The sequence below is a fragment of the Shewanella loihica PV-4 genome, assembly GCF_000016065.1.
GTDB lineage: Bacteria > Pseudomonadota > Gammaproteobacteria > Enterobacterales > Shewanellaceae > Shewanella > Shewanella loihica.
Map to the genome: position 1 here is coordinate 2,762,830 of NC_009092.1, position 22,935 is coordinate 2,785,764.

The 22,935-nt window shown below is 55.0% G+C and carries 18 protein-coding genes; 5 read left to right on the top strand and 13 right to left on the bottom strand.

Annotation, left to right across the window (positions count from 1 at the left end):
• The first annotated feature begins 164 nt into the window (after positions 1 to 164).
• The 5 genes from dapA to SHEW_RS12260 all read left to right on the top strand — a co-directional run bounded on the left by dapA (position 165) and on the right by SHEW_RS12260 (position 5,638).
• Entirely contained in the window at positions 165 to 1,079 is a 915-nt protein-coding gene (gene dapA / locus SHEW_RS12240; protein WP_011866159.1) for a 4-hydroxy-tetrahydrodipicolinate synthase, read from the top strand.
• A 20-nt stretch (positions 1,080 to 1,099) separates the two neighbouring features.
• Positions 1,100 to 2,101 carry a 4-hydroxyproline epimerase gene (locus SHEW_RS12245; protein ID WP_011866160.1) on the top strand — a complete coding sequence of 334 codons (1,002 nt, stop codon included), beginning with the start codon at positions 1,100 to 1,102 and terminating at the stop codon, positions 2,099 to 2,101.
• A gap of 26 nt (positions 2,102 to 2,127) precedes the next feature.
• Entirely contained in the window at positions 2,128 to 3,693 is a 1,566-nt protein-coding gene (locus SHEW_RS12250; protein WP_011866161.1) for an aldehyde dehydrogenase (NADP(+)), read from the top strand.
• 106 nt (positions 3,694 to 3,799) lie between these two features.
• Positions 3,800 to 4,471 carry a GntR family transcriptional regulator gene (locus SHEW_RS12255; protein WP_011866162.1) on the top strand — a complete coding sequence of 224 codons (672 nt, stop codon included), beginning with the start codon at positions 3,800 to 3,802 and terminating at the stop codon, positions 4,469 to 4,471.
• 99 nt (positions 4,472 to 4,570) lie between these two features.
• Positions 4,571 to 5,638, top strand: a complete 1,068-nt coding sequence (locus SHEW_RS12260) for a ketoacyl-ACP synthase III (RefSeq protein WP_011866163.1) — start codon at positions 4,571 to 4,573, stop codon at positions 5,636 to 5,638.
• Between the two features lie 102 nt (positions 5,639 to 5,740).
• On the opposite strand, the gene SHEW_RS12265 is transcribed toward SHEW_RS12260, so the two are convergent.
• The 13 genes from SHEW_RS12265 to smc all read right to left on the bottom strand — a co-directional run bounded on the left by SHEW_RS12265 (position 5,741) and on the right by smc (position 22,891).
• Entirely contained in the window at positions 5,741 to 6,331 is a 591-nt protein-coding gene (locus SHEW_RS12265) for a lecithin retinol acyltransferase family protein (protein ID WP_011866164.1), read from the bottom strand.
• 138 nt (positions 6,332 to 6,469) lie between these two features.
• Complete coding sequence (locus SHEW_RS12270) at positions 6,470 to 7,102, bottom strand: exonuclease domain-containing protein (RefSeq protein WP_049766527.1); 633 nt, start codon at positions 7,100 to 7,102, stop codon at positions 6,470 to 6,472.
• Between the two features lie 48 nt (positions 7,103 to 7,150).
• Positions 7,151 to 8,998 (bottom strand): DUF294 nucleotidyltransferase-like domain-containing protein, encoded by a 1,848-nt coding sequence (locus SHEW_RS12275; protein ID WP_011866166.1) that lies wholly within the window; start codon positions 8,996 to 8,998, stop codon positions 7,151 to 7,153.
• A gap of 120 nt (positions 8,999 to 9,118) precedes the next feature.
• Positions 9,119 to 9,739 carry a class I SAM-dependent methyltransferase gene (locus tag SHEW_RS12280; RefSeq protein WP_041406654.1) on the bottom strand — a complete coding sequence of 207 codons (621 nt, stop codon included), beginning with the start codon at positions 9,737 to 9,739 and terminating at the stop codon, positions 9,119 to 9,121.
• Between the two features lie 150 nt (positions 9,740 to 9,889).
• The gene (locus tag SHEW_RS12285) at positions 9,890 to 11,608 is read right to left on the bottom strand and encodes a sodium:solute symporter family protein (protein ID WP_011866168.1); all 1,719 of its coding nucleotides are present in this window, start codon (positions 11,606 to 11,608) and stop codon (positions 9,890 to 9,892) included.
• Positions 11,609 to 11,619: 11 nt separating this feature from the next.
• Positions 11,620 to 11,886, bottom strand: a complete 267-nt coding sequence (locus SHEW_RS12290; protein ID WP_011866169.1) for a DUF4212 domain-containing protein — start codon at positions 11,884 to 11,886, stop codon at positions 11,620 to 11,622.
• Positions 11,887 to 12,185: 299 nt separating this feature from the next.
• Entirely contained in the window at positions 12,186 to 12,818 is a 633-nt protein-coding gene (locus SHEW_RS12295; RefSeq protein ID WP_011866170.1) for a thiol:disulfide interchange protein DsbA/DsbL, read from the bottom strand.
• A 237-nt stretch (positions 12,819 to 13,055) separates the two neighbouring features.
• Complete coding sequence (locus SHEW_RS12300) at positions 13,056 to 13,955, bottom strand: SDR family oxidoreductase (RefSeq protein WP_011866171.1); 900 nt, start codon at positions 13,953 to 13,955, stop codon at positions 13,056 to 13,058.
• Positions 13,956 to 14,018: 63 nt separating this feature from the next.
• Complete coding sequence (locus SHEW_RS12305; RefSeq protein WP_041406655.1) at positions 14,019 to 15,227, bottom strand: cyclic di-GMP phosphodiesterase; 1,209 nt, start codon at positions 15,225 to 15,227, stop codon at positions 14,019 to 14,021.
• Between the two features lie 498 nt (positions 15,228 to 15,725).
• Entirely contained in the window at positions 15,726 to 16,196 is a 471-nt protein-coding gene (locus SHEW_RS12310) for a DUF2919 domain-containing protein (RefSeq protein WP_011866173.1), read from the bottom strand.
• Positions 16,197 to 16,357: 161 nt separating this feature from the next.
• A complete protein-coding gene (ligA, locus tag SHEW_RS12315) occupies positions 16,358 to 18,367 on the bottom strand; it encodes an NAD-dependent DNA ligase LigA (protein WP_011866174.1) in 2,010 nt (669 codons plus the stop codon).
• A 67-nt stretch (positions 18,368 to 18,434) separates the two neighbouring features.
• A complete protein-coding gene (gene zipA, locus SHEW_RS12320) occupies positions 18,435 to 19,442 on the bottom strand; it encodes a cell division protein ZipA (RefSeq protein WP_011866175.1) in 1,008 nt (335 codons plus the stop codon).
• A 23-nt stretch (positions 19,443 to 19,465) separates the two neighbouring features.
• Positions 19,466 to 22,891 carry a chromosome segregation protein SMC gene (smc, locus tag SHEW_RS12325; protein ID WP_011866176.1) on the bottom strand — a complete coding sequence of 1,142 codons (3,426 nt, stop codon included), beginning with the start codon at positions 22,889 to 22,891 and terminating at the stop codon, positions 19,466 to 19,468.
• Positions 22,892 to 22,935 lie beyond the last annotated feature (44 nt).

Genomic DNA, 22,935 nt, shown 5'->3' on the forward strand with positions numbered 1-22,935 from the left:
ATTTTCCGGTGAGAGATAAAAACATAAATAGCGGCAATCTCACCAAGGGGCTTTTCTTCCCTTCAAAATTGTATACAATATACTATAGCTTTTGGTAAACGCCAAAACTTGATATAACTTTTTCGCCGCGCACGTTGCACGGCAATATCTATAGAGGTCTGAACATGAAAGTAAACTGGCAAGGTGTATTCCCAGCAATTTCTACCCAATTTAATGACGATGGTTCGATCAACTATGAGTCGAACGCGAGAATGCTGGAAGACCTCATTCGTGATGGTATCGATGGGGTGATCGCCCTGGGTACCATAGGCGAGAACGCCTCCCTTTCTCCGGAAGAAAAACGTGAATTCATCAAGCACACGGTCGAGACGGTCAATGGCCGTATCCTGGTGCTCTCTGGCTGCACCGAAAACACGGCACAGCAGGCGGCGAAATACGCCCAGGATGTCGAGGCGCTCGGTGTCGATGGCCTGATGCTACTGCCCGCCATGGTCTACCGCGGCACTGACCGCGAGGTGATCGCCCACTACCAACACGTAGCGCGCTCGACCAAACTGCCAATCATGATCTACAACAACCCTGTGGGTTATGGCGTCGACATCAACCTGGAGATGACCGCCGTTCTGGCCGAAGAGCCAAACATAGTGGCCATCAAGGAATCGACCACAGATACTCGCCGCCTCACCGAGTTGCAGAGCCGCTTTGGCGATCGTTTCAACATCCTCTGCGGTGTCGATGATATTGCGCTGGAGAGCATTTTGCTGGGTGCCACAGGTTGGATCTCTGGCCTAACCAATGTCTTCCCACGAGAATCTGTTACTCTGTTTAAACTGGCCCGTGCCGGCCGTATTGAAGAAGCCCGTGAGATCTACCGCTGGTTCATGCCGCTGCTGCGCCTGGACACCATTCCGACCCTGGTACAGTGCATCAAGTTTGCCGAGCAGATCGTCGGCCGCGGCAGCGAAAATGTACGCCTGCCTCGCATGACCTTGATCGGTGACGAGCGTGCCTATGTAGAAAAGGTGATGGCCGAAGCCTTGGCTACCCGCCTGGATCTCGACAAGTACAACCTCAACTAAATCTAGGGAGTATGGCATAGATGTTAAAAGGTACCTTCTTTTGCGTCGATGCTCATACCTGCGGCAACCCGGTCCGTTTGGTCACCAGTGGCCATCCGGACCTCAAGGGTCGCACTATGAGCGAGAAGCGCCAGGATTTCCTGGCGCAGTATGACTGGATCCGCAAGGCGCTGATGTTTGAACCCAGGGGCCACGACATGATGTCCGGCGCCTTCCTCTACCCCCCTTGCAGCGACAACGCCGATGCCGCCATCCTGTTTATCGAGACCAGCGGCTGCCTGCCCATGTGTGGCCACGGCACCATAGGCACCATCACAGCCGCGCTCGAGTCTGGCCTGTTAACCCCCAAGATGCCGGGTCAGCTCACCATAGACGTGCCCGCCGGGCAGATTAAGGTGCAGTACCAGCAAACCGGCGCCAAGGTGGATTGGGTCAAGATCTTCAACGTACCCGCCTATCTGGCCCATAAAGATGTGGTGCTGGATATCCCAGGCCTTGGGCCGCTCAAGATAGATGTCTCCTACGGCGGTAACTACTACGCCATCGTCGATCCCCAGGCCAACTTCCCTGGACTGCGCCACTGGAGCGCCGGCGATATCCTGCGCTGGAGCCCGATCGTGCGGGAAGTCGCCCACAGAGAACTAAACTGCGTGCACCCGGACGACCCCACGGTCAACGGCGTCTCCCATGTTCTTTGGACCGGCGACACCATCAGCGAAGGCTCAAACGGCGCTAATGCAGTGTTTTATGGCGACAAGGCGATCGACCGTTCACCCTGCGGCACAGGCACCAGCGCCCGTCTGGCGCAGCTCTATAGCCGCGGCGAGCTCAAGGTCGGCGATGAGTACACCCACGAGAGCATCATAGGCAGCCAGTTTGTCGGCCGCATCGAAGCCGCCACCAAGGTTGGCGCGTTTGACGCCATCATGCCAAGTATCAAGGGCTGGGCGCGGATCACCGGGCACAACGCCATCACGGTCGACGATAACGATCCCTATGCCTTCGGATTTCAGGTGGTCTAACCGGCCAGCCCAAAAGGACAATTGCTATGACACTAAGCATCACCAACAGATTAACCGGTCAGCATTACATCAATGGCGAGTGGCAGGGCGAAGCAGACGCCTTTCAAAGCTTTAACCCCGTCGCTAATACTCAGATTGATTGGCACTTTGCCAGCGCAAGCGACGAGCAGCTCGCCCAGGCCACCAAGGCGGCTGAGCAGGCCTTTAATAGCTATCGCAACAAGAGCGACAGCGAGCGCGCCGCTTTTCTGAGCTCCATTGCCGAGCATATCGAGGCCGACAAAGAGACGATCATAGAAGCCGCCCACCTCGAAACCGGCCTGCCTCTGGCCAGGTTACAGGGCGAAACCGGGCGCACCTGTGGTCAACTGCGCCTGTTTGCCCAAAATCTTGTTAACCCAATAGAGCAGTTAATTGCCGACATGGCTCAGCCAGAACGTCAGCCGCTACCAAAGCCAGATACCCGCCTAGGCAAGGTTGCCTTAGGGCCTGTGGCCGTCTTCGGCGCCTCTAACTTCCCGCTGGCATTTTCCACTGCCGGGGGCGATACCGCATCGGCGCTCGCCGCTGGTTGTCCCGTCATCGTCAAGGGCCACCCGGCGCATCCGGCCACCAGTGAGCTGGTCACCCAGGCCATAGAAAAGGCGATCAAGGCTTGCGACATGCCGGCCGGCGTATTTAGTCTGCTGCAGGGACATACCCCGGACCTCTCGACGGGCTTGGTCGAGGCGCCAGAGATCAAGGCGGTGGGTTTCACCGGCTCATTAAAGGTAGGCCGCATCCTGGCCGATCGCTGCGCGGCGCGCCCCGAGCCAATCCCCTTCTATGGTGAACTGGGCTCTACCAATCCACAATTCCTACTACCTGGGATACTCGCCGAGCAGGCAGAGACGCTGGCCGAGACTCAGGTGCAGTCTATGATGATGGGCCATGGTCAGTTCTGTACCAGTCCAGGGCTGATTGTCGCCGTCAAGGGCGAGGCGCTGACCCGCTACTGCGATAGACTCAGCCAGACCCTGGCCGAACAAGCCGCCAGCGCCATGCTCACCCCAGGCATCGCCGCCACCTATCAGCAGCAGACAGAGGCACTGCTGGCACACCCGCAGCTGACGCTTTTGTCCCAGGGCAAGGCAGCCGAGGCCAGCCACCATACCCGCCCGGCGGCGGTAAAGGTGGATGCGGCAGGTTATCTGGCCGACAGCGCCCTGCAACAGGAGGTCTTTGGTCCCTTCGCGATAGTAGTCGAGTGCCAGGACGCCGCGCAGATGCAAGCCGTTGCCGAGCAGATTGAGGGGCAGCTTACCGCCACACTTCATGGCAACGAGAGCGATTGGGCTCATGCCCATAGCCTAGTGGATGCCATAGGCCAGCGTGTCGGCAGGCTTATCTTCAATCAGATGCCAACAGGCGTCGAGGTGTGTCACTCGATGAACCATGGCGGTCCCTACCCTGCCAGCACCGACAGTCGCAGCACCTCGGTGGGCAGCATGGCGATACATCGCTGGACACGGCCCATCTGCTATCAAAACATGCCAACCGCTTTGCTGCCCGAAGCATTGCGAGATGGACAAAGTCTCCTAAAGCGCTTCTAACAGGCATATTAAATAAAGGGAAACCACGGTTTCCCTTTATTTATAGTGCTATAAGCGGTAATCTTATGCGGATCACATATAATAACGAAAAGACATTACGGGAACTATGAGCCGAACAACTCCAATCGTTCATAAAACGCGCACCCAGGTCGTGGTGGAAGTCTTAAGAGAGAAAATCCTTTCAGGCGAAATTGCCGCCGGCGAACCTTTACGCCAGAGCGCCTTAGCCGAGGCACTGAACGTCAGTCGCATCCCGGTAAGAGAAGCCCTGCTGCAACTCGAAGCCGAAGGACTCGTAAAGTTTGAAGCCCATAAGGGCGCTACCGCCACCGAATTGTCGGTCGATCAGGTCACCGAGCTGTTTGAGCTAAGGGCCCTAATCGAAACCGATCTGCTTGCCAAGGCGATCCCGAATCTCGATGATGAGATGCTGGCTCAGGCCCAGGGTTACCTGGATGAACTGGAGGCGGCTTTCCAACAGGAAGATGCCGTGAGCAGCTGGAGTGAACTCAATACCAAGTTCCACACCTGCCTGTATCAGGCGGCCGATCGTCCTCACACCATGGATGTGGTACACGGTCTAAATACCAACTGTGATCGCTACATACGTCTACAGCTTCTGCTGGCAGGCGGCATCCCCAGAGCGGCGCAAGACCATAGAGACTTGCTCACCTACTGTCGTAACCAAGAGATTGACAAGGCAGTAACGCTTCTGAGAGACCATATATTACATGCAGCCAATGCCATACGTGAGCTGGTTGCCCAACAGGTGAGCTAAATCACTGTAGCTTGCTTGACTTATTGCTAGGCTTATTAGATTAGTTTGATAAGGCAGAGCTGATGTACTCTGCCTTTTTATTTTTGAGAGAATATTCAGATGCAGTACGCCACCATTACCGGCTGGGGAAAATGTGTTCCCCCCGCAACGCTTACCAACCATGATCTTGCCACTTTTATCGACACTTCCGATGAATGGATTAAGCCGCGTACTGGGATCAGTCAGCGACACATCAGTCATGTCAACACCTCTGAGCTAGCGACCGTTGCCGCCCAGCGCGCCTTGGCCGCTGCCGGTGTTAAGGGCGAAGAGATAGATCTTATCATACTGGCGACCGCCAGCCCTGATACGCTGATTCCAAACATAGCATCAACCGTACAGGCCAACATTGGCGCCAGCTGCGGTGCGTTCGATATCAACGCCGCCTGTAGTGGTTTCCTTTATGGCTTAGGTTTGGCCAGCTCACAGATCAAGAGTGGTCAGTCGAAGAAGGTATTGGTGATCGGCGCCGAGCGCCTCTCCTTCTACCTCGACTGGTCTCGCCGCGAAACTGCGGTCCTCTTCGGTGACGGCGCAGGTGCCGTGGTCGTCGAAGCCACAGACCAGCCTGGCGGCGTATTGGGCTATGAGCTCAACAATGACCCAGCCGGTCGCGATATCCTCAAGGCGGGCTTTGGTACCGCCATGGACAGATTCAACGCCGCTTCACTGGATTTCTACATCGAATTCAACGGTCAGGAGATCTTCAAGCGCGCCATCGCCGGTATGGGTAAGCTCAGCAACACAGTGCTGGAAAAATGTGGCGTCGACAAAGACGAAGTGGATCTGGTGATCCCGCATCAGGCGAACGAGCGCATTATCGATACTCTGATCAACCGCATGAAGATCCCGAAAGAGAAGGCAGTGGTGAATATCGCCAACTACGGCAACACTTCGGCGGCCACTATCCCTATCGCCATCTGCGATGCGCTGGAGAAGGGTCTGATCAAGCCAAATCAAACCATCTTGTCTTGCGCCTTCGGTGCCGGCCTGACCTCGGCCGCAGTGCTGTTCAAGTGGGGCGAGCGCGTGACACCGATCAGCGAATCGGATGCCGAGCTACCGCCATGCGAACAGACAGGCATCGAGCTGGTCAAGCGCGCCGTGAACTACTTCTGCGGCGAATAATCGCCAGATTTAAAACAGAAAATGCCGACATGATGTCGGCATTTTTTTTTAGCTTAAGACTTAATGAATTGACCTTCGGACCAGGCCCAAGCTAAGCCTTTCTTAATCACACTTAGCTATTGCGGCCTCATCCCAATAGATGGCCTGGGCGAAATGGCTGGCCAGCAGACGATTAAACTTATCGAAACTCGAGATACTCAGCTCCTCGCCGGTAAGACAATACCAGACGAAGCGATGGCAGTTGTTATCGAAGAGATCATAGTCGCGATACTGATAGATGGCCTGCTGCGCCCTCTCAAGCACGGATTCACCAATTAAGGGTCTATGTTGATGGTCACAGGCGACGAAGATACGGCTACCGGTGCGCCCCGCCAAGAAACGCTTAGATGACACAGGCCGGATCAGACCGCAGCCGTGCAGCTCAACCAAGGTATCGTCGCCAAGCCAGATACCTGTATGCTCTATCACCCCGAAGACGAAGCAGCACACCATAGCGCCGGGAGGCGGCGTGACCTTGACCTCACCAAGGTGCAACACACTGGGGGCGAGTGGGCTCACCCGCTTACCCTCTGGCGCCTTGGGCGCACGGCCTAACCGCCTGTCTAAGGTCAACTGTCGTTGTTTCTGTTTGGCGTCGGCGATAAAGGCGGCCCCTAGTGCGGCCCCGCCGAGCCAGAGTAAAGGAAGCGCCATGATTAACCTCTTTGCTCTAACCGTTACACTGCCGGACACCTACTTGTCTCAATGCGTCCAACATCTTGTCTCTACTGAGATAATGGCGGAAAGTCGCCAAAGATAAAGGCGCAAAATGTAACCAAGTATAATCAGGTATTAAGGCAGCAGCTCGGCGATCTTCACCTTAGTTGCGCCGCCCATGGCCGCCACCTGCGCCAGCAGCAACTCGCCGCAGGCCAGCGCGTCGATGAGTGCGTTATGAGCGGCATACACGGGCAGACCATATCGGGCGCGGCTGCGCCCCAGGCGCAGACAGCCCTCTTGCAGATGTTCCTGTTGTCTGAGCAGTCGCTGCTTCTCTAGCAATAAGGTATCGATGGCTAGCAGGCGCGGCTTCTCTCCCAAACAGGCCTGCAGGCCAGATTGTAAGAAGGCGAGATCCAGCGGCGCATGGTGGGCCACCAACACCATGCCCTCACTCACGGATAAAAACCAGGCCATCGCCTGCTCCGGGGTCAAGGCCGCATCCAGATGGGTATCTAAGATGCCGTGTATGGTGGCGCTCTGGCCGACGCTGCCCTCTATCTGCACCAACTTATGCTGCGCCTCGCTGAGAATAAGCTGCCCCTGACGGATAGGCACCACGCCGATACTTAAGATCTGATCGAAGCTGGCATTGAGCCCTGTCATCTCGAGATCTATTGCCAGCAGCTCCGCCTCCGCGAATGGCTTGTCGATAACCGGCATCAGCGCCTGCTGATAGGCCTTGAGCCCGGCATCTTTTGCCATCAGGGCTCGCCAACAGAGCTGCGACCTGACCTTAATCCCTGCCAGCACCTAGAAGCTCCGGGTAAATTTAAGTTTTAGGCCCGCCTGCGCGTCATGCACCACCTTGAAGGCGTCTCGCAGCTGATGACGTACCAGAGAGGAGAGCTGCTGGGGCATCAGATAGTTGGTGAGGGGCTGGTTGTGAGTATACTGATAGCCCTGATTCGACAGGCGCATGTGAGCGATAAACTCGTGGGCATCGGCGAGATTCAGGGCATCTTTGCGATTGATGATGTTCTGCTCCATCAGCAGGCGAATGCGCTTGGCGGTGTTGACCTCGCTAATGCCCGCCGACAGGGCGTAGACTCTGGCGATGTCGTTGATGAGTGCACTGCCCTTGTGCTTAAGATCGATCCCCTTCACCTCCTGGCCGTCACGCTCCAGCACAAACTTCTTGAAGAAGCCTAGGGGCGGTGACACCTGTAGGGCGTTGCCCGCCATGCCCGCTAGGAAGATATCGTTATCCTTGGTGGATTCCAGCACCTGAGACTGCAGCCCCTCAAACAGGCTCGACGGCCCATAGACACAGCGCATATCGAAGAAGATGCTGGCATGCATCAAGGCTTTAGGCTCGGGGTGCTCGACCCAGTTGGCAAACTTCTGTTGCCACTGGGCTAGTGTCATTCGCCATTTGGGGTTCTGCGCCATGATATCCCCAGGGCAATAGACATAGCCGCAGCGATCCAGTCCGGCGCAGACCGCCTTGGTCAGGGCCTCGAAATACCCCTGAGCATGCTCGTCCATCTCATGTGCCAGCAAGAGGCCATTATCCTGATCCGAACAGGCCGCCTGATCCTGGCGCCCCTGAGAGCCAAACGCCAGCCAGCAAAATGGCATGGGCGCTTTACCGAGGATCTGCTGATTGAGCACGATCAGCCGCCGGGTCAAGGCATCGGTTACCGAGGTCAGCACCCTGCCTATCTCCTCGGCCCTGGCATCGGCGCTGATGAGGTTTTGCAGCAACAGCGGGATCTGTTTAGAGACATGGATCAGGCTCTCGAGATCATGCTGACGCTCTATCTCGCCAATGAGCAGCAAGGGCTGCGAGCTCTGCCCCCGCAAAATATCTGTGCTGGTGATCACCCCTATGGGGTGCCCCTCGTCCATGATAGGCAGATGATGAATGTTGTGTTGGCTCATCAACAACATGGCCTCGAACACCAGGGCATTGGCGCTCAGGGTGGTCGGGGTTACCGTCATCGCCTGGTGCACAGGTAGGCTGCCGTCGAGGGACTCGGCCAGCACGCGGTTACGCAGATCCCTGTCGGTAAGGATCCCCGCAAGCTTTTGGTTATCTATGATAAGTACCGATGAGACCCTGTTATCCCGCATCAGACGGGCGGCGTCGCTGACGCTGGCATTGATATCCAGACACAGGGGTTGCTTGGACATCAGGCTGCTGACCCTGTTGGTTGAACCAAGCTCCTTGGCCTTGAAGCGCCCCTGATGGCGCAGCCGCTTGGCAAAGGCGCGGTTAAAGAAGCGATCGAACTCGCGGCTCTCGCTTCTGAGCTGGTTAAACGTTTCTGGGTCTAAGTGATATACCAAACCATCTTCGAGGATCTGTACTCTGTTGCTCACCTTCTCGCCGGAGAGCAGCGAGGGAAAGCCGAAGAAATCGCCATCACCAAGCCTGTCGATCAGGTCGCCATCTTCGCCGCGCACCTCGAAGGCGCCGCTGCGGACGATATAGAGCTGAGGGTGCTCCTCATCCAGCGGTACATAGACGGAGGAGCGGCTGTAATAACCGACGGTGAGGGCGCGGCAGCAGCGCTCCAGGGTCTGCTCAGATAGGCTGTCAAAGGGCGTCAGCTGGCCAAGAAATTGGGTAATAGGTTGCAGTTCGCTCGCGTCCATGATCTCCCTCTTACGCTATGGTCGGCATCTCGCCCTGGACTCTCGCCAAGCATCGGCCGTTCTATTCACTATAGCCTTAACAAACAAACTCTTGTATACGACTAAAGGCCAGCCGATTCCCTAACGCAGCCTGGCAATGATGAAGAGATCCACATCGCCCCGCTCAGGATAGTCCTGACGATGACAGCTTAGCAGCTCAAAACCTGCCGAGCTCAGCTCAGCGCTGAGCCAGACGCCGCAGTGATAATAGATGAAGGCCTGATCGCCACTGCTGGAGGTCTGAAACTTAGAGGCGGCATAATCCCCCTCCATGGTGCTCAAATAGAGCAGCCCACCAGCATTCAGCCTTCTTGCCATCGCCAAGATCAATACCTTTGCCTCATCCCGACTGAGATAAGGTAGGCAAAATCCACACACTATGGCATCAAACATTTCCGTTAGACTGCCGATGGCCAGGCAGTCCATCACCTCAAACTGAGCGGTGGGATTATTCTCTCTTGCCAGGCTCACCATCTGCGGCGCCAGATCTGTCCCCAGATAATCGAGCTGAGGACGGCGCGCCAGCAGATAACGGGCAATGTTACCCGGGCCGCAGGCAAGCTCCAGCACCTTATCTTGCTCGCCGAGTAACTCACTCAGGCGGGCATAGGTGGGCTCGTAGAGCGGCATCTGCATATATTTATCCTGATACTGGCGCGCCAGCTTATTAAAGGTCGCCACAGATAATTGATAGTTACTCACCCCTACTCCCCTAAAACTCCAAACATGAATCCCAACCATAAACTCCAAACATCAATCCTGAGACTGCCAGACAAGCTAAAGATAAATCAATAAGATATGAAATAAAAAAAGGGAGCGCATTGCGCTCCCTAGGCCGATAAGCTTATCAACTTAGTGGTCGTGGGCCTCACCGGCTCCCTTAGGGAAGCGGATTGATTCAACCATATCAACCACATTCTGTGGTACCGCAGCCGTTACCTTGCTGACGATAAAGGCTACCGCGAAGTTGATGATCATCCCCAGCATGCCTATACCTTCTGGCGAGATGCCAAACAACCAGTTCGACGCGTTGTTATCACCTGGATTCACAAACTTGAAGTAGATGATGTAGCTCGCCGAGAACAGCAGACCTATCACCATACCGGCAATGGCGCCCTCTTTATTCATGGTGCGAGAGAAGATACCCATGATGATCGCCGGGAAGAGTGACGATGCCGCCAGACCGAAGGCGATTGCCACCACGGCCGCTACGAAGCCTGGAGGGTTGATACCGAAGTAACCCGCCATGACGATACCCAGCGCCGCGGCGATACGGGCATAGAGCAGCTCCTGCTTATCCGAGATATCCGGCATGAAGTTCTTCTTCAACAGGTCGTGCGATACCGACGTTGAGATAACCAGTAGCAGACCCGCAGAAGTTGACAGCGCCGCCGCCAGACCACCTGCCGCAACCAGCGCGATCACCCATGCTGGAAGATTAGCGATCTCAGGGGTAGCCAGTACCATGATGTCGCGGTCGATCTTCATCTCATTGGTTTCGCCCTTGGCATAGTAGATCTTGCCGTCGTTGTTCTTATCGTCCCACTTGATCAGACCTGTCTTCTCCCAGTTCTTGATCCAATCTGGCGCCGTTTCATAAGCCACACCCGTTGACTCTGGACCATTGATTGTCTCAATCATGTTCACGCGAGAGAAGGCAGCCAGTGCAGGAATAGTGGTGTACATGATGGCGATAAACACCAATGCCCAACCCGCTGAGACGCGCGCATCTTTCACCTTAGGTACGGTGAAGAAGCGAACGATAACGTGTGGCAGACCCGCAGTACCGAACATGAGTGCACCCGTGATGAAGAAGACGTCGATCATCCCCTTAGAGCCCTCTGTGTACTGAGAGAAACCAAGCTGAGCAGACAGACCGTCGAGTTTTTCAAGCAGGTAGACACCCGTGTTGTTGCCCGCGGCATCCACCAACTCGGCGCCGAAGCCAAGCTGCGGCAGGATATGCCCTGTCATCATCACAGAGATGAAGATAGCAGGTACCATGAAGGCGAAGATCAATACGCAGTACTGAGCCACCTGAGTATAGGTAATGCCCTTCATGCCGCCGAGTACCGCGTAGAAGAAGACCACGGCCATACCGATATAAACACCGGTATCGACCTCTACTTCCAAGAAGCGTGAGAACACCACGCCCACACCGCGCATCTGACCGGCGATGTAGGTGAAACAGATGAAGATGGCACAGACTACCGCAACGGTACGGGCCGCCTGGGAGTAGTAACGATCGCCGATAAAGTCAGGCACGGTAAACTTACCAAACTTACGCAGGTAAGGTGCCATACAGAGCGCGAGCAGCACATAACCGCCAGTCCAGCCCATCAGGTAGACGGAGCCGTCATAACCGACGAAGGAGACGATACCCGCCAGTGAAATGAAAGACGCCGCCGACATCCAGTCTGCCGCCGTGGCCATACCATTCATCACAGGGTGTACGCCACCGCCAGCAACATAGAACTCTTTAGTTGAGCCGGCGCGAGACCAGATCGCAATGCCAATATAGAGGGCAAAGGTAAAGCCCACTATCAAATAGGTTAACGTTTGAACATCCATCTCATTGCTCCTTAGTCTTCATGAACATTGTATTTTTTGTCTAAGGCATTGGCTTTCGCCACGTAGACAAAAATCAGTGCAACAAATACATACATGGCCCCCTGCTGAGCAAACCAGAAGCCCAGTTTGAAGCCCATGAAATGGATCTCATTGAGTACATCGACCAATAAAATACCGCAGCCAAATGACACTGCAGCCCAAATTGCTAGCAGTCCGAGCACTAGACGTAAATTTTCACGCCAGTAACCTTCTGCCTTTTCGTTATTTTCAAAAGCCATTGCGACTCCCCTGTGCTGATTATTATTAAGTCATGAATTAATCTAGCAAGCGCAGTCATTAGGACAATCGCGACTTTGGTCTAACGCCAGCGTCAACCTGAACGCAAATTAAAACATTTTCGTTACAAAACAATAAGATCGAAGTTGACGTCAACGTAAACCTAAAATTTTCATAGGTTTGCAAACTAGACTAAGGTCGAACAGAATTGTTAATGGATTGTACAAAAAAGCCGCCAAGCGGCGGCTGATGGGATAGAGAGGCTTCCCTGTTGAGAAGCTTCACTGATGAGAAAAGTGACCTATTTCAGGGTCGAGAGATAGGCAAGCAGATCGGCCAACTCCTCGGCGCTGCGCTGCTTATTGCTCACCAGATATTTACCGTTTACCAGTAGCGAAGGCACCCCGCGGATCCCAGATAATTGTGCCTGAGTATCATAGTCGGCGACCGCCAACTTGTTATCTACCGACGCCAGCGCCTTGTCGACCTCTGCCTTCGACAGGCCCTGCTCGACAAAGAACTGACTCAGCTCCTCCTGACGCTTAAAGGCGCCATTACCCTCATGGATCCGCTTAAACAGATTGCCATGGGTCTGTTCGGTCACATGGAACTTCTTCGCTAGGTAGTAGGCTTCCTGGCTCAGCTGCCAGGCCGCGCGGCCGCCCGCCACCGGCGTACGCTCAAATGCCAGCTTCTCACCCAAATCGGCCTTTAACTTGGCCACGGCCGAGGTGATCAAGCCATCCTGACGATAACAGTGGGGGCAGTTATAGGAGAAGAACTCACGCACCACAGGCTGATTCACCTCAGGGATCCCCGCCACCTTCACATAATCGACCCCTTCGACATACTTAGCCTGAGCGCTAACCTGAAAGGCGGCCAGGGCGATAAACAACAGACCCACATAACGACATAGATTCACGACTCTTTTCATAACCAACTCTTCTTATTATTGAAAAAATGTTTGCTCCCCAGGCTTAGCTGAGGCTATTTATTTATCTTGCAACCTTATCTCACAACCTTCTCTTACTATCTTCTCTTACCATCTTCTCTTACCAAGACAAGGACTCATAAATTCAGTCAAAAGCGCAACCAAATACGCTTCGGCCTTTTGAACGCAAACCTTTATGAACATTAGCCTTCACGAACACTAGCTTTCACAAGCATTAGCCTAGCAATGGGTCAACATGGCTAGGGGATCGGTAAACTTATACTGATAGTTTAACTCCCGGGTGATAAGGCCTCCATCGACGCGCTTATCTTCAGCTAAGTCTCCCTCGATAAAGCTGGGCGGCGTGAGCCCCTGCTGAGTCGCCGCTTTTTGATAAAATTCAGCTTTGGTGGGATGCAGCGGCGCGCAGAGATTATAGGCTGGCGATAAAGCCCCCTCGGCTTTCAGCAGCAAGGTCACGGCACCAATGCAATCATCGAGATGCACCATATTCACCGCTAGGTTACCGCCTGGCACATCTTCTCTTCCCGCCAGGAATCGTCCTGGATGCCTTTTGGGACCAATGAGACCGGCGAAACGCACGACGACGCAGCTATTGTTAGACTCGCTACCATCAGAGTGATTGTTGGACACGCCATCGGCAGAGTTAGCACCTGAGAAGAGCGCCTCGGCGGCCAGTAAGGTCTCGCTCGCCGGGCTGTGGACCTTAGCATCGCTCTCGACGCAACCACTGCCAGAGCTGTCGCCACCGGCAGGATAGACACCAGACGTGCTGATAAAGATGATGCGCTGATATTCGTGAGTCCCCATTAACGCCTTGAGGCGCTTGAGGCGGTCCAGATAGCCGTTATCACCACGGCGAAGTCCTGGGGGAATGTTGATCACTATGGCATCACAGGCGAGGCCTTGGGTTATCGCTTCGCGGGTCTGAGAGGACAAATCTTCACTCTCAAGCGTTTCTAAATCCAGCGCAAAGCCAGTGATTCCATCGGCTGATAAGGCCTCGGCCTCCTGTGGCGAGCGCTTGGAGCCCGTGACCTTTAATCCTTGGCTTAACAGGGCCTTGGCCAAAGGCAGACCAAACCAGCCGCAGCCGACGACGGCAACAGAAGTTATCATCTTGAATGCTCTAAATTAAAATATTTTGACTTGAAACCAGACTTCTAAAATAACGCAAGGGGACTAGGGGGTGCCAGCAAAATAAAAACTAATTCCACTGTCGGCCTGTAACACGCGCATTGCACCTTCGGTTAATTCTTCTAGCTTTAGCACGCTATCGACAAACACCTCCTCCTGACTGAGGAAACGCAGGCCGGGCTCGCTGCCGTCGGGATGACAGGCCCACACCTGAGGCTGTTTCACCGATTGAGTGGTGACCATCACCTTACCGACATCGCCATCGCTGAGACGCACCAGAGTGCCCGGCGGATAGATCCCCAGCAGCTTGACCAACACGGCGATCAGCGTTTCCGAATGTTTCCCCGCATGATTCTTAAACAGATAACCCAGGGCTATCTGAGGCGAGCGGCTCTCTTCGGCCCACAGCTGACCGTCATAATCATTCGCCAGGCTCACCAGCTGGGTGATGATGGGGATCTTCTTCTCTGTCAGGCCATCGGGAAAGCCAGAGCCATCGATAAACTCGTGATGATGCAGGACGATGCTGAGCACCGCCTTATTAAACAGGCCCGTCTTGTTGAGCATCTCGTAGCCAAAGTTGGGGTGCATCTTGAGGAAATTGGCCTCGGAAGCCGTTAACTGTGTCTTCTTGCGCCGGATAGACTCGGGTACCTTGAGCTTACCTATGTCATGGAACAGGCAGCCCAGGGCGATGTCGCGCATATCCGATTTGGGCAGCTCCATGGCCCTGGCGATCATCAGCGCCAATACCGCCACCGAGATGCCGTGTTGGGTCACGCTATTATCGCTCTCACCTGCGGTCACTAACGCCAGGTGGGTCTGTTCATACTCAAACATATGCTCGATGAGGGACTCCACCAGCGAGGCGGCCTCACGATAGGCGCCCTCGGGATCGCTGGCTATCTTGCTAAAGGTCGAGCGACACTCGTTGACACAATCGATGAAGCGCTTCTGACTCAGACGCAGAGACTTCCGCACATTACGTTTGGCTTCTACGATGGGATCCACCACCTCTTCAGCCTTTTCAGCCTGCTCGTCCCCCTCCTCACTCTCCTCTTCCAGCAGTTCTTCGCCCGACACCAACAGAACATAGGGCACGCCAAGACTCTTGATCAGCTCTATCTGCGCCTCTTCTTCAATCTTGATGCGGTTAAAAAGGAAAGGATGGTTTTTCCAAGACAAGGGTAACTTAACAGTGATACCTGTTTGTAACTTAGACAGGGGTAATTGTATCGGCTCAGTTCTGGCCACTCGAAGCAACTCCATTGATTTTCCCCATACCCATTAGGTCCCCTCATCCAGATCTGGATACAGGATGATCCCCTAAGAATATGAAAAGCAACCTAACTTTAATAACATAACTATAGTCAATAGCAACTCAATTTGTACAATCTGTCATTAAATTGACCACTTACGCACAGATTGACGCCAAAGTGCACCGAGAGACGATTAGCTGCTGGTTATAAGATATGCAAAAAATCTAAACTAAGATTGAAATTACTTATTGTATACAATATCCAACTAGTGTTAGTATGCTTCTGTTCTTTAGAGAGACGTAGCAACCCCGGATTATGTTTCTTTAAAGAGTGTTGCTGTCAATTGTCCTTAATATAAGTCCTGTGAATTTGTTGTTTTTCACATTGATTTATAAGGTATTTTGTAACATTCCGATATCTTGAGACTGAATTTTCATTCAAAGAGATATGCTTAGCGCTGCATCTTGCAGCGCTTTTTTTTGCCCGCGATTTGCTAATCCGTCTGATTGCGCCAATCCTGCAGGTAGTATTTGAGGTGCTTCGACTTGGCGATATAGAGCAGGCTCCAGAAGAGAAACAGCGCGTCCAGACCGAAACTCCAGCTATAGAGAAAATGGTTATGAATCAGGCGCTGCAACAACAGGCCGGCATCTACCATCAAGAGCGCGATCAGCAGAGGTTTAAGTTGATTAAAGGCGGGTCTTAACCAGAGTGGAGCGCGTTTACGCTCGGCGATCACTAATCCATAGAGAAATAAGCCACCGACGCCTGCGGCCAAGGCCATCAGAAAGTCAGACTTTTGCGGATAGATGAGGGCGACCAAACCGGCTCGATCGCTGGCCTGAGTCAGGGAGGCGATAAACACGCACCATCCCCTGGCGATAAAGGCCAGCATCAGGTACAACATAAGCGGCGGCTTAAAGTGTCCCTTATCGTCTAACCAATTAATATGTCCAAAATTCAATAGCGTTCTCCCTCCCCCGTTTCTCTCTATATGGTGATGATGTCGCGGATTTCAACATCTGATAACAATTGGTGGCGGTGAACGATAAAAAAAGCGCCATCTCTCGATGACGCTCTCGTTTAGCTTCAACCTAATTTAGTAGGTTAATTCACACTGCCAATTTAAGAGCCTAGGATAGCCAAGAGCTCTGCCTCATCGATCACCTTAACTCCAAGCTCCTGCGCCTTGGTCAACTTAGAACCAGCGGCCTCTCCGGCAACCAAGCAATCGGTATTTTTCGAGACGCTGCCTGCCACCTTGGCACCTAATGCCTGCAGCTTAGCCTTGGCATCGTTGCGATTGAGTTGCGTCAGGGTGCCGGTTAATACCCAGGTCTGCCCCTTCAGGGAGAGCGCCTCTTCGGCAACCTCTTCGATGTCGGGCCAGTGCACACCGGCCTGCAGCAGGCCATCGATCACCTCAAGGTTATGGGGCTGCTCGAAGAAGTGCACCAGATGCTGGGCGACGATCACCCCGACATCGTCAACCTTCATAAAGGTCTCGGCGTCCGCCTGCTTGAGATGCTCAAGAGTCTTGAAATAGTTAGCTAGGTTGGCGGCGGTGGCTTCGCCCACCTCCCTGATCCCCAGCGAATAGAGGAAACGGGCAAAGGTAGTTTGCTTGGCCGCTTCCAGGGCATTGACCAAATTAGTGGCTGACTTCATCCCCATGCGATCCAGCATAGTGATCGCCGAGGCGGTCAGCTTGAAGAGATCCGCAGGGCTGGCCACCAGCTCCTTATCGATCAGCTGCTCCACCACCTTGTCACCCATGCCATCGATATCTAACGCCTTGCGAGAGGCGAAGTGCTTGATTGCTTCCTTACGCTGGGCCTCACAAACGAGGCCGCCGGTACAACGGGCAACCGCTTCACCCTCGACGCGCTCTACGTCGCTGCCACACACGGGGCATTGCGGCGGGAACTGGATCGCCTGGGCATCACTCGGGCGCTTCTCGGGCACCACGGCAACGACCTGAGGGATCACATCGCCGGCGCGGCGGATGATCACGCTATCGCCTATCATCACCCCGAGACGGGCGATCTCATCGGCGTTATGCAAGGTGGCGTTGGAGACCGTAACCCCACCGACAAAGACAGGCTGCAGGCGCGCAACCGGGGTCACGGCGCCGGTACGCCCCACCTGGAAGTCAACTCCTTCGAGCTGGGTGATCTCCTCCTGGGCCGGAAACTTATAGGCGGTGGCCCAGCGAGGCGCCTTAGCCACGAAACCAAGAGTCTGCTGCTGGGCGATATCGTTCACCTTAAGCACCACGCCATCTATCTCATAGGCCAGCTCGCTACGACGGGTCAGTATGTCCTGATAATAGGCCAGCACACTGGGGATATCCGCACATACCTTGACTTCACTGCTCACCGGACAGCCCCACTCTTTAAGCTGCACCAGCTGCTCGAAATGGCTGGCTGCCAGCGGCCAGGTTTCTGGCTCCACCACGCCCAGAGCGTAGGCATAGAATGCCAAGGAGCGACTGGCGGTGATCTTGCTGTCTAGCTGACGCAGGCTACCGGCGGCGGCATTACGCGGGTTGACGAAGAGCTTCTCGCCCTTGGCGCGGGCCTTATCGTTGACCGCCTCGAAAGCTGCCTTAGGCATAAAGACTTCGCCGCGCACCTCTAGCAGTGGCGGAAAACCGCTGCCTCTGAGTCTCAATGGCACAGATTTGATGGTGCGCACGTTCTCGGTAATGTCCTCACCGACAGTGCCATCGCCGCGGGTGGCGGCGCGCTCAAACACGCCATCGCGATAGAGGATACTCACCGCCAGACCGTCGAGTTTAGGCTCACAGCAAAATGCTGGCGTATCCGGCAGCTTATCGCCGACACGCTTATAGAAGGCGTTGAACTCCTCTTCGCTGAAGACGTTATCCAGGCTCAGCATGGGCTTGAGGTGAGTCACCTGATTAAACTTGCTCAGGGCCTCGCCGCCGACTCTCTGGGTTGGCGAGTCGGCCAGCGCCAGCTCGGGATGCTCGGCCTCCAGCTCCTGCAGGCGACGCATCAGACGGTCATATTCGGCGTCGGGAATAGAGGGCGCGTCATCGACATAGTAGCGATAGTTGTGCTGATTAAGCTCGTCGGTTAACTGTTTAATCTCGTCTTGTATGGCTTGCATGTTTGTTATCCAGTTTAAGCAACAGAGGCCGCTGATGCGGCCTCTATCTTGAATATCCGATTAGGTATCACATCTGCGCGCGAATGCGCTGCAGGTAAGACTGTTTGGTCTGCTCGCTCCAGGCGCCGCGACCACCGTCGAGCACTTCGCCGCCTAGATCATCGGCAAGCTGATGGGCCGAGTTAAGCATGATGGAGAAATTCATCAGAGGATCGCCATAACAAGGCAGCGTCATAAAAAGCACTATGCCCTGAGTGGTAAACTGCTCCATCTCATCTGGGTTGAATACCCCAGGCTTAACCATGTTAGCCAATGAAAACAGCACCTTGCCTGTACCAGCATTATCCTCATGACGATGGAAAATATCCATATCGCCAAACTTGAAGTTGAGGGTTAGCAGGCTAGGTAGCAGCTCGGCGCCATTAAGGGCCTCACCCTCTTTAGCCACCACGTGCAGCACCAATACATCCTGTGGATCGCCAAGCGGCGTCTCTTCGGCCACTTTTGGCGCTGGCTCTGGTTCAACAGACACTGGCTCTACAGACGCAGGCGCTACTGACTGAGGCGCTTCGACTCTCGGTGCGGGACGCACTGCTTCCTGCTTACGCTCGGTAACCGGATCTTCAAACAGCGAAGGCTGCGCCGGAGCCTGACCCAGGCCAAGCTCCATCTGCTCGAGATGGGCGTCGCTAACTTCCTCGTTAGGAGTGGCCGACATCACCGGCTCTTGACGCGAACGCGGCGCCTTCTGCTTAGGCTCATCCGACAGGGAGAAGCTAGGCGAGACATCTGCTGGCTCGCTCTCTTGCGCGCGTGCACCAAAAGGTGTGGCACGACTGGTCGAGGTGGCCTTGGGAATGCCTTGCTCTGCGTTGTTTTTAACGACTCTTACAGGGCCAACGCCATCGGCGTCGAAACCGTCACTGTCACGTGTCTTATCTGTGTATAGCCCTGTCATGGGCGATTCTTTTAATGATTTAGGTTGCTGCCGCCTAATGGACCAAAAACCATGCACAAGTACCGCGATAATGGCTACCGCGCCTAACACGAACAATACCAGTTGCAAATTTTCCATTGATTACCCTGTTTTTCCCAAAATTATACTGCGTCGGCTAATGCCACCGCCTCATCGATATCGACGGCAACTATGCGTGAAACCCCTGGCTCGTGCATAGTGACACCTATTAGTTGATCGGCCAATTCCATGGTGATCTTATTGTGACTAATATAAACAAATTGCACGCTCTGAGACATCTCTTTTACCAGTCGGCAGAACCTGTCGACATTGGCATCATCGAGCGGTGCATCGACCTCATCCAACATACAAAAAGGCGCCGGATTCAGCCTGAAAATCGCAAATACCAATGATAAAGCGGTTAATGCTTTTTCTCCACCCGAAAGCAGGTGAATCGTACTATTCTTTTTCCCCGGCGGTCTGGCCATGATGGTCACGCCAGTCTCCAGCAGATCATCATCGGTCAGCGCCAGATAGGCACTGCCGCCGCCGAACACCTTAGGAAACAGCACACCAAGATCTTGGTTGACCTTATCGAAGGTCTCCTTAAAGCGCGTCTTGGTCTCGCGGTCGATCTTGCGGATCGCCTCCTCCAGGCTGCCGAGGGCCTTGGCCAAGTCCGCATCCTGACTGTCGAGATAGGCCTTGCGTTGACTCTGCTGCTCGAACTCTTCAATCGCCGCCAAATTTATCGCGCCAAGATGTTCGATCTGCGCCTTTGTGCGCTCAAGCGTCTTCTGACGATGACTCAGGCTCACAGTCAGATCCAGCGTTGCCTGCACCTCGGCGATATCCACCTCCTGGCTCCTGATCTGGGCTAACTGACTGTCAATTTGACCTTTTATCCCTTCGCGACGTAACTTTAACGCGCTGATGGCTTGAGTCAAGTGCTCTAACTTGCCAAGTTGTTGTTTTTGTTTGGCGCCGATCTCGTCTGCTTGATTTTGCAGCTCAGCCTGCTGCAGACGCAATGCATCGAGCGCCGCCTGCACCTCCCCCTGACGCGCCAAGGCATCATTGAGCTGGGCCGCCATGGCATCGGCTTGCAGCTTACCATCTAGCTTATCCTGCCCCTCGAGTTGCCCTTGAAGCTCGCTCAGCTCTTGGGCCAGCTCCTTCATCTGCCGCTCGAGCTGCTCACCCTGCTGACGGCTAAGCGCCTGCTCGGTATTGATCGCCTGCAGCGACTGCTGTAGCTGCTGGGACTGCAGCGCCAACGCCTGACGCTCGCGGCCCAGCGCCTTATGCTGAGCGCGGCGATCGGCAAGTCCTGCCACCTGGCTGTCGGCTGAGCGCGTCAGCTCAGTCAGCTGCGCCTCGTCTTGATCGCGACGACTTGTCAGCTCACTTAGGCTTTGCTCCACGGCTTCTAGCTCGCCGATCTGCTCTTCGAGCAAGGCCTTCAGCCTGGCTTGCTGCTCCCCTTGCTGGGCGATACGCTCCTGAGTCGCCTGAGCCTGTGCCATCAGGCGTTCACGCTCAAGCTGCGTCCCCTGCAAACTGGTATTAAGCTGGGTGAGCGCCTCACGCTGCTCATCCAAGGCCTGATTGACCTCGGCAAGCACCGCCCTGCGCTCATCTATCGCCTCGACACTGGCCGCTATGCTGAGCTCAAGCGCCTGCTGCTCGGCCTTGAGCTGTACCAGCTGGCGGCCCTGCTCGGCCTTTTGCAGCACAAAGCCGTTACCGACGATGTAGCCATCGGCGGTCACTATGCGCTCGTCATCTTCGATTGACCCCAGCATGGCCTTAGCCTGACTCAGGCTATCGGCCCAATTGAGTCTGGACAGCCAGGGCGCCAGGTTGACCTCGCTGCTGAGGCCAGTCCACTTCTGAGATCTGCTTAACTCAAAGCCGCTCTCATTCTCTGTTTCCATTCCGCTGTGCTTGTCACTCACCTTCTGGGTGAGCAGACCGTCGAGCAACAGGTCGACCGCCGCTTCCCAGCCAGGCGTGACCTGAATCGCCTGCCAGAGGGCGCGGCCCTGAAGCGCATCTTCCTGAGGTAAGATACGTTTGACCACCGCCAGGCGTCCCCGCTCCTCGGCCAAGGACTGCGACAGGGCTTCGACCTGCGCCTGGGTCTGGCGCGCCTGCTCCTGTCGCTGAGACTGAGTGGCGGCCCCCAGCTCTATCTCGCCCTTCAGCTCATCGAGCCGCTCGGCGAGCCGTTCACACTGAGCATGTTGCAGCGCAAGATTGTCGGTTTCATCCTGATGGGATAACTGCTCAAGCTGGCGTGACGCGCTCTGATGTTGCGACTTTACCTGAGCCAGGGCGCTCTGCTTATGCTTGAGCTCCCCCTTGGTGAGCTCCAGGCGTAGCTGACATTGGTTAACCGCCTGCTTGGCTTGGCTCTCGGCTTCCTGTGCCTGCTCCAGGGATAACTCAACCTCGCCAAGCTGCTCATCGAGTAGCTCGAGCTGCAGCTGCAACGCCTGATGAGCCTCCCTGGCACCGTGCTGACGTTCATCGAGATCGCCGCGCGCCAATATGAGCGCCTGCTCCTGAGCCTTTAGCAGCGCCAGCTTCTCTTCGTCCTGTTTGATACGCTGCTTGAGGTGCGCATCTTGCTGCTGACGATGCTTGACCTCCTGTTCGAGCTTGGCGATCTGATTGCCATTGAGATAGAAGGCCTCGACCTGTTGCTGCTCCTGGCGCTCAAGCTCATCGAGTTTGAGTTTAATCTCGGTCAAGTTGCGCGACAGGGCTTCTCGCCCAGCGTCGCCCTCGCTCTGGGTCAGCGTCTTAGCCTCTATCTCCTGGGATAACTTGTCAGACTGGGCGCTCAGCTCCAGATATTTGGCCACCTCGAGCTGGGCATGTTGATCCCGCTCCGTCTGTTTCAATGCCCGATATTGACGCGCAGCCTCGGCCTGCTCGGCGAGCTTGTCTATCTGTCGGCCCAGCTCCTGACGGATATCCCCTAAGCGTTCGAGGTTCTCGCGGGTATGGCGGATGCGGTTTTCCGTTTCGCGTCGCCGCTCCTTGTAACGGGAGATGCCGGCGGCCTCTTCTATGAAGACCCTCAGCTCCTGAGGCTTAGATTCGATAAGCCGTGAGATGGTGCCCTGCTCGATAATGGCGTAGCTGCGCGGACCGAGTCCCGTGCCCATGAAGAGATCGGTAATGTCCTTACGACGACACTTCTGGCCATTGAGGAAGTAACTGGATTCACCGTCGCGGCTCACCTGACGTTTTACGGCGATCGCCTGATAGCTGGCGTACTGACCGCCCAGACGGCCCTGCTGATTGTCGAAGCTGAGCTCGACACTGGCCACAGAGACAGGGCGTCTGGCCGAGGAGCCGTTAAAGATAACGTCAGCCATGGAGTCGCCGCGCAGGTGCTTGGCAGAACTTTCGCCCAACACCCAGCGCACCGCGTCGATCACATTGGACTTGCCACAGCCATTGGGGCCGATAATTGCCGTAAGCGGTTGGTTAAAAGGGATTTTAGTGACATCGACAAACGACTTAAATCCAGCAAGTTTTATCTGTGTGAGTCTCATTGTGCCAGTTTGGTCGTCTATTGGGAGGCGCGCTTGGTATCGCT